This is a genomic window from Mycobacterium sp. (genome assembly GCF_032161845.1).
Taxonomy (GTDB): Bacteria; Actinomycetota; Actinomycetes; order Mycobacteriales; family Mycobacteriaceae; genus Mycobacterium.
The window spans coordinates 1-6,029 of the sequence record NZ_JAVRQA010000119.1 but is presented as its reverse complement, the minus strand read 5'-3'; the positions used below and the strand labels follow the sequence as shown (position 1 = coordinate 6,029).

The 6,029-nt window shown below is 65.2% G+C and carries 7 protein-coding genes; 1 reads left to right on the top strand and 6 read right to left on the bottom strand.

Going from position 1 to position 6,029, the window contains the following annotated elements:
- Window positions 1–849, top strand: an 849-nt coding sequence (locus tag QOD90_RS07410; protein ID WP_526348178.1) for a GAF domain-containing sensor histidine kinase, incomplete at its 5' end; no start/stop codon positions are given.
- Between the two features lie 162 nt (window positions 850–1,011).
- On the opposite strand, the gene QOD90_RS07405 is transcribed toward QOD90_RS07410, so the two are convergent.
- The 6 genes from QOD90_RS07405 to QOD90_RS07380 form a co-directional block, all read right to left on the bottom strand.
- Window positions 1,012–1,227 carry a hypothetical protein gene (locus QOD90_RS07405; protein ID WP_526348176.1) on the bottom strand — a complete coding sequence of 72 codons (216 nt, stop codon included), beginning with the start codon at window positions 1,225–1,227 and terminating at the stop codon, window positions 1,012–1,014.
- Between the two features lie 546 nt (window positions 1,228–1,773).
- Complete coding sequence (locus tag QOD90_RS07400) at window positions 1,774–2,013, bottom strand: hypothetical protein (RefSeq protein ID WP_526348174.1); 240 nt, start codon at window positions 2,011–2,013, stop codon at window positions 1,774–1,776.
- Between the two features lie 130 nt (window positions 2,014–2,143).
- The gene (locus QOD90_RS07395; RefSeq protein WP_526348172.1) at window positions 2,144–2,437 is read right to left on the bottom strand and encodes a hypothetical protein; all 294 of its coding nucleotides are present in this window, start codon (window positions 2,435–2,437) and stop codon (window positions 2,144–2,146) included.
- 293 nt (window positions 2,438–2,730) lie between these two features.
- On the bottom strand, window positions 2,731–3,384 hold the full coding sequence (locus tag QOD90_RS07390; RefSeq protein ID WP_526348180.1) for a response regulator transcription factor: 654 nt from the start codon (window positions 3,382–3,384) through the stop codon (window positions 2,731–2,733).
- Window positions 3,385–3,577: 193 nt separating this feature from the next.
- Window positions 3,578–5,167 carry a FadD7 family fatty acid--CoA ligase gene (locus QOD90_RS07385; RefSeq protein ID WP_526348170.1) on the bottom strand — a complete coding sequence of 530 codons (1,590 nt, stop codon included), beginning with the start codon at window positions 5,165–5,167 and terminating at the stop codon, window positions 3,578–3,580.
- Between the two features lie 77 nt (window positions 5,168–5,244).
- Window positions 5,245–6,029: 2-hydroxyacid dehydrogenase (locus QOD90_RS07380; RefSeq protein ID WP_526348168.1), on the bottom strand; the 785-nt coding region annotated here is incomplete at its 5' end.

Sequence of the window (6,029 nt, the reverse complement as noted above, 5' to 3'; positions counted from 1 at the left end):
CGGATGGACAACGACGACACTTCGTCGGGGCCGGCCGCGGAGCGCATCCGGGAGCTTGGCCTCCGCTCGGGGGTCGGTGTGCCGATCGTGGTCGACGGACGGGTATGGGGTGCGGCCATCGTCGGTTCGTCGCGACCTGAGCCGTTGCCCCCCGGCACCGAGGTAGACATGACGGACTTCACTGACCTGGTGGCGACCGCGATCGCGAACGCCGAGGCTCGCGCGCAGCTCACCGCTTCGCGTGCCCGGATCGTGGCGGCTGCCGACGACGCTCGCCGCCGGTTCGAACGCGACCTGCACGACGGCGCGCAACAGCGGCTGGTCTCGTTGGCGCTTCAACTGCGTACTGCAGAGGCGTGCGTGCCGCCGGAACTGCACCCGCTCAAGGAGCAGATCGCTGCCGTCGTGGTAGGGCTGGCTGGAGCCACTGCGGATTTGCAGGAGCTCTCCCGCGGGATTCATCCCGCGATCCTGTCAAGGGGCGGGCTAGGCCCCGCGCTCAAGACGCTGGCGCGCCGCTCTACCGTCCCGGTCACACTCCGCGTCGGTGTCGACCGACGACTGCCTGAGCCGGCGGAAGTGGCTGCCTACTACGTCGTCACCGAAGCACTCACGAATGTGGCGAAACACGCACGGGCATCGGAAGTCACGGTTAGTGCCGAACTCGGGGGCACAAGCCTCCGCCTCTCGATTCAAGACGATGGAAGCGGGGGAGCCGACTCCGGAAAGGGGTCCGGACTCACCGGGCTGGTCGATCGCATAGAGGCCCTCGGCGGCACGATGGAGATTATGAGCCGCGTAGGGTGCGGGACCTCACTCGTCGTCACAATCCCGGTTGAGGTTCAGTAGCACCGCGGGGCCGTGAACGTCCCGCTCGGTGCCATCGGCAACGTTCGAGTCGTCGCGGTCGTGCCGACTGAAGCCAGCCACCGCGACGCTTTCGTCAGCTGGCCCTTCAGCCCCGCGGAGTCGTCCGGCCGTCACGTGTCGTTCGACATGACGGTCGCCGCCTCAAAGCAGGAACGCTTCTCCGCCATAGGGGTAGTAGTTGACGGGCGGAGGGGCGTCGTTGATCTGGGCATTTCCTGGTGATTGGCAGATGGTTCCCGGCCCATCCGCGGAGCAAGCCTGCCCGGTGGCGGCCGCGGCAGTTGGGGCGGCGAGGATCGCGACCGCGGTCGCTGCCGCGCCCAACAGCGGTGTGATGTAGGTCAGGTTGATACGCATGGTGAATTCCTCCGATGAATGGTTTCCGTATGGCTAATTCAACGATGGCCCTTGATCGAGCGCTTGTCGCCCCTGCTGACCCCCATCGCCATACCCACTGACTGGAATTTCTTTCGTGTGGGCTAGCAGCCGTTGCCGCCGCCGGTCAGCTTTCTTCCCTACGGCACCCTTGCTGTTGACCGCTCAGAACATTCCTGCTGGGGGACCGCAGCCTCGGCTTCGAATGACACTGGCTGGTATCGACGACGCAGGCGGCCGCGTTGGCTCCGTGATGGTGTTGCCCGACAACGGCTCATCGACGAAGTCACAATCGAAGACGACGAACGACGATCGGCGTACGGCCACGACCACCCGCGACGGCTGCCCCGAATGTGAGGCCCTGGAAGCGGTCTGTGAGACCGTGCGGCGCGGGGCCACACGGTAGATCGGCATGGTGACCTCCGCCGGCCCCTTGGCCGCGGTGCCCAGGATTCGACTGTCCCGGATCAACATGTAATCGTTTGGGCTACAACAAATTCTGTGGGCAGCCGTTGGCGGTGAAGACGTCTAGGTTCCGCCGCCTGCGTAAGGAAAATAGTCGACTTGTGGAGGCGCGTCGTAGACCTGCACATTGCCGGGCGCTTGGCATTCGCTTTGCGTGCCGCCCAGCGCCGCACAGGTCTGTTGAACCTGAGCGGGACCGCCCGGGGCCGTCGGCGCGGCGGTGACAATCGGAGCGGTGGCAATGGCCACCGCAGCAGCTCCCACCGCCAACAGCGGTGCGATGTGGTTCAGTCTGATTCGCATGGTGTCTCACCTTTGATGGCTGGAATGTCTTGCGCTACACGCGACGGGGCGCTGGTGGGAAGCAAGTGTCACACCACGTCCGTTGTCGGTGACAGTGTCGGGCAACGCCTTATCGAAAAGTCATTGACCGTCATCGATGTCCGCCGCCGCCGTGGAAGCCGCCGCCGTAGCCGCCGCCGTAGCCGTACCCGCCCCCGAGCAGAAAGGCGTCCCCTCCATACGGATAGAACTGGGCAGGCGGGGGTGAGTCGTTGATCTGGACATTGCCAGGCGACTGACACACGGTCCCGGCTCCACTCTGGCCGCAGGACTGCTGAGGTGTCGCCGACGCGGTGTCAGCGGCTGACGCGATCGGCGCGGCAATGATGGCCGCAGCGGCGGCTGCACCCAACAACGGTGTCATGTAGATCAGTTTGATTCGCATGGTGGCGTTCCTTCTATGGTTGGTTGTGTCCTTCGTCTTCCACAATTGCCCTTGGGGGAGCCCGTGTCGTCGATGCTGACACCCATCTGCGCGGCCGCCACCACGAGTCTGTGGCTAGGCGTTAGCAGGTACTCGGAGTGCGGAGTTCGCGCGAGCTACGAGCGAGTTGCGTCGAGCCGAAGGTGCCACACCGCCCACGAATTCGTGGACATGGTCGAGACACCTGCACGCCAAGGGGTTTCTCCGCAAGTCCGCCTTGACCTCCGCGGCGATCCGGGATCTAGTTGGCGGCCTCAGCGAGACTCGAGGAAGGCGATCACCGCCAGTACCCGGCGGTGATCGTCGCCGGCCTCCGGCAGGTTCAGCTTCGTCAAAATGCTGCGCACGTGCTTTTCCACCGTCCCCTCGGCGACCCAAAGCCGATGGCCGATACCGGCATTGGAACGCCCCTCCGCCATCAAGGCCAACACCTCGCGCTCCCGAGCACTCAGCGCGGCCAACGGATCGTCGCGTCGCCGCGCCGACACCAGCTCAGACACCAGCGCGGGATCGACCACGGATGCCCCCTTGGCGATCCGCTCCAGCGTGTCCACGAAATCCGCGACATCGATAACCCGAGTCTTCAGCAGATAGCCGATGCTGCGCCCACTGGCCAACAACTCCATCGCATGCTCGACCTCCACATGCGCCGAGAGCACCAAAATGGCGATGTCGGGGAACTCCTGTCGGATCACCCGCGCCGCGTCCAGCCCCTCGGTGGCATGTGTCGGTGGCATCCGAATGTCGGCCACCACCAACTCCGGAGTGCTAGCGCGGACCAGGGAGAGCAGCTGCACGGCATCACCGGCCTGCCCCACCACATCGAACCCCGAACGGTCCAACAGGCTGGCCAAACCCTCCCGCAGCAATACATCGTCGTCAGCAATCACCACCCGCACCGCGATCACCACCACCTTCTGGTCGGACCCGATCCCGTCGATCGTCTTGACGGTCAAATTCGAACGAGAACCCCTGGCGAACGTGGGCTCCGCTCTGAGACACATACTGCACCGATCGGATGGAGACCGACCCACGGATTGAAGAAAACTGCAGTTTACGCCGGGTTCGCTGCCGGGGGAGCACCTCGTCAGCTGACCGCGCTCACCGCGCGTACTGCTCCTCGACCGCGCGCCTGTCGAGTGCGCCCTTAGCTGTGTGAGGCAGCGCCGCAACGACTTCGAGCTGTTCGGGCACTTCGAATGACGACAGCTTGCTGCGGCAGTCCTGCAGGATCGTCTCGGGTCGAATGCTCTGGGTCTGGGACACGACCACGGCCGCACCGACACGTTCTCCGTACGTCGCGTCGGGGATCGCAAACACAGCCGCCTCGGTGACGCCCCGACATCCGGCGAGGATGGCCTCGACATGCTCTGGCGAGATCTTCTCGCCACCGCGGTTGATGATGTTCTTGATGCGCCCGGCAAGGAATAGGTACCCGTCCACGTCGAGCGCGCCGAGATCACCTGTGCGGAACCAGCCATCGGTGAAGTTGTGCGCCGTCTCTGCGGGGTTGGCGAGGTAACCTCGGGCGACCGTGCGGCCGTGCACCCACACCTCCCCGACGGCGCCGGTTGGACATGTGCGCCCATCGGGGTCGACGACGCGAACGTCCACCCCCGTCGACCGGCCGACCGATCCTCGCGCCTGGGCCCCGCGCAGCGGCAGCGGCTGGCTCGTCGCCTGGTGTGTGGTTTCGGTCATCCCATAGGCGGACAGCACCGGCGCGCCGAACGTCCGCTCCAAGGTTTGGGCAGTAGCCACGTCGAGAGGCGCGCTACAACTGCGCACGAACCGCAACGGCACGACGTGTGGACCGGGGTAGTCGCGTTCAGATCGCTGCAAGAGGATTTGGTGGATAGTCGGAACGGCGGTGAACCAGGTGGCGCCTGCGGTCTGCATGTCGTCCCAGAACGAATGTGCCGAGAACCGACCACAGTCCGGCAATAGCACGCATCCGCCGCTGGCCAGGGTTGCCAGCAGTACCGCGAGGAGCCCGTGTCCGTGGAACAGTGGCATGACCGCTACCGTCGCATCCTCGGGTCTCAGCTCGTAGCTGCTGCAGATGCCCCGCACGGAGGCGGCCACGTTGGCGTGGGTCAGCGGGACCATCTTGGCCCGGTCGGTGGTGCCCGAGGTGAACAGGACGAGGGCGTCGTCATCAGACAGCTCGTGTGCCGCGCCCCGGACGCGTCGCGCCGCACCCGCGCCGGTTTCGAGGGCGGCCGTGATCCCGCCAGCAGCGACGTCTACCCGGAGTTCCCACGTCGGGATGACGAACGACGCCAAGGGTGAAGCGTCGACCGTGAGTCTGCCGGAGAGGATCGCCTGTGCCCCCAACCTTTCGAGCCGATCTGACATCTCGGAATGCGGCAGAGCGGGATCCAGCGGTGCCACCACCAGCCCGGCGCGCGCCGCCGCCAGGAGTGCGACGACGAACTCGGCAGTGTTGGCACAGATGAGGCCCACCGCGTCTCCCCGGTACAGCCCTGTGCCGCCCAGGCGGGCGGCCACGACGTCCACGAGCGTGCCGAGCTCGCCATAGGAAATGGGTGTCCGATCACTCGTGATCACCAGGGCCTGAGCATCCGGCTGATCTCGCACACGCTGGTCGAGGAGATCGAATATCCCTGTGATCGCTGGGGGTCCGTACGGGATCTCGTCTGGAATGGTTGTTTCGGTTCGAGCGGCCATGACCGCCGCCTCCTCTCGACTTGATGTAGTCGTTGTCACCCGTGCGGATGCAGGGGCCGCGGGCCGACTTGGCCCGCTCACCTGTGAAACCCGTTGTGCATGCGCTTGTTCGGCGGAACGACCGCTGTTGCCAGCGTCCCGCGTGTGAAGTACTGATCGAGATTTCGCAACACCAGATCCCTCATCAGCGAGAGGCCTCGAACTGTCGCACCCCCGATGTGTGGTAGCAGCACCACATTGTCCATATCGCGAAATTCCGTTGGTACACGAGGTTCGTCGTCGAAGACATCCAGACCGGCGCCTGCCAACCGTCCCGCAACGAGCAGTTCGACAAGAGCGTCCTCGTCAATGACGCTGCCCCGAGCGATATTGATGACGTAGCCGTACGGTCCGAGAGCCTCCAACACTGCACGATTCACCAGGTGTTTGGTGCCTGGACCGCCGATGGTCGCGACTACCAGCACGTCAACTGACTGAGCCAACTCGACCGGCGAGGCGACGTAGCGGAACTGAGCGCCGGATACCGGGTGGCGACTGTGATAGGTGATGGCGCAATCAAAACCGACGAGTCGCTGGGCGATTGCTGATCCGATGCGGCCAAGGCCCAGGATGCCGACTCTTGATCCGGTCAGGTCCCTGCCTAGGGGGAATCCGCCGTTGACGTGCCAAAGGCCCTCGCGGACAAAGCGGTCTGCAGTAGACAGGCCGCGCATCGTGGCCAGCATCAGGCCGACCGCCGTGTCGGCAACGGTGTCGTTGAGCACGTCGGGGGTGTTGCTGACGCCGATGCCGAGGTGGCGCGCCGCGTGGACGTCGATCGAGTCGTAGCCGGCTCCGTGGTGCACGATGGCGCCGAGGTTGG

Bases quoted from the DNA above. Each gene is read 5' to 3' on its own strand.
- QOD90_RS07385 (WP_526348170.1), bottom strand. From the start codon at position 5,167: ATGGCCGCTCGAACCGAAACAACCATTCCAGACGAGATCCCGTACGGA.
- QOD90_RS07400 (WP_526348174.1), bottom strand. From the start codon at position 2,013: ATGCGAATCAGACTGAACCACATCGCACCGCTGTTGGCGGTGGGAGCT.
- QOD90_RS07405 (WP_526348176.1), bottom strand. From the start codon at position 1,227: ATGCGTATCAACCTGACCTACATCACACCGCTGTTGGGCGCGGCAGCG.
- QOD90_RS07395 (WP_526348172.1), bottom strand. From the start codon at position 2,437: ATGCGAATCAAACTGATCTACATGACACCGTTGTTGGGTGCAGCCGCC.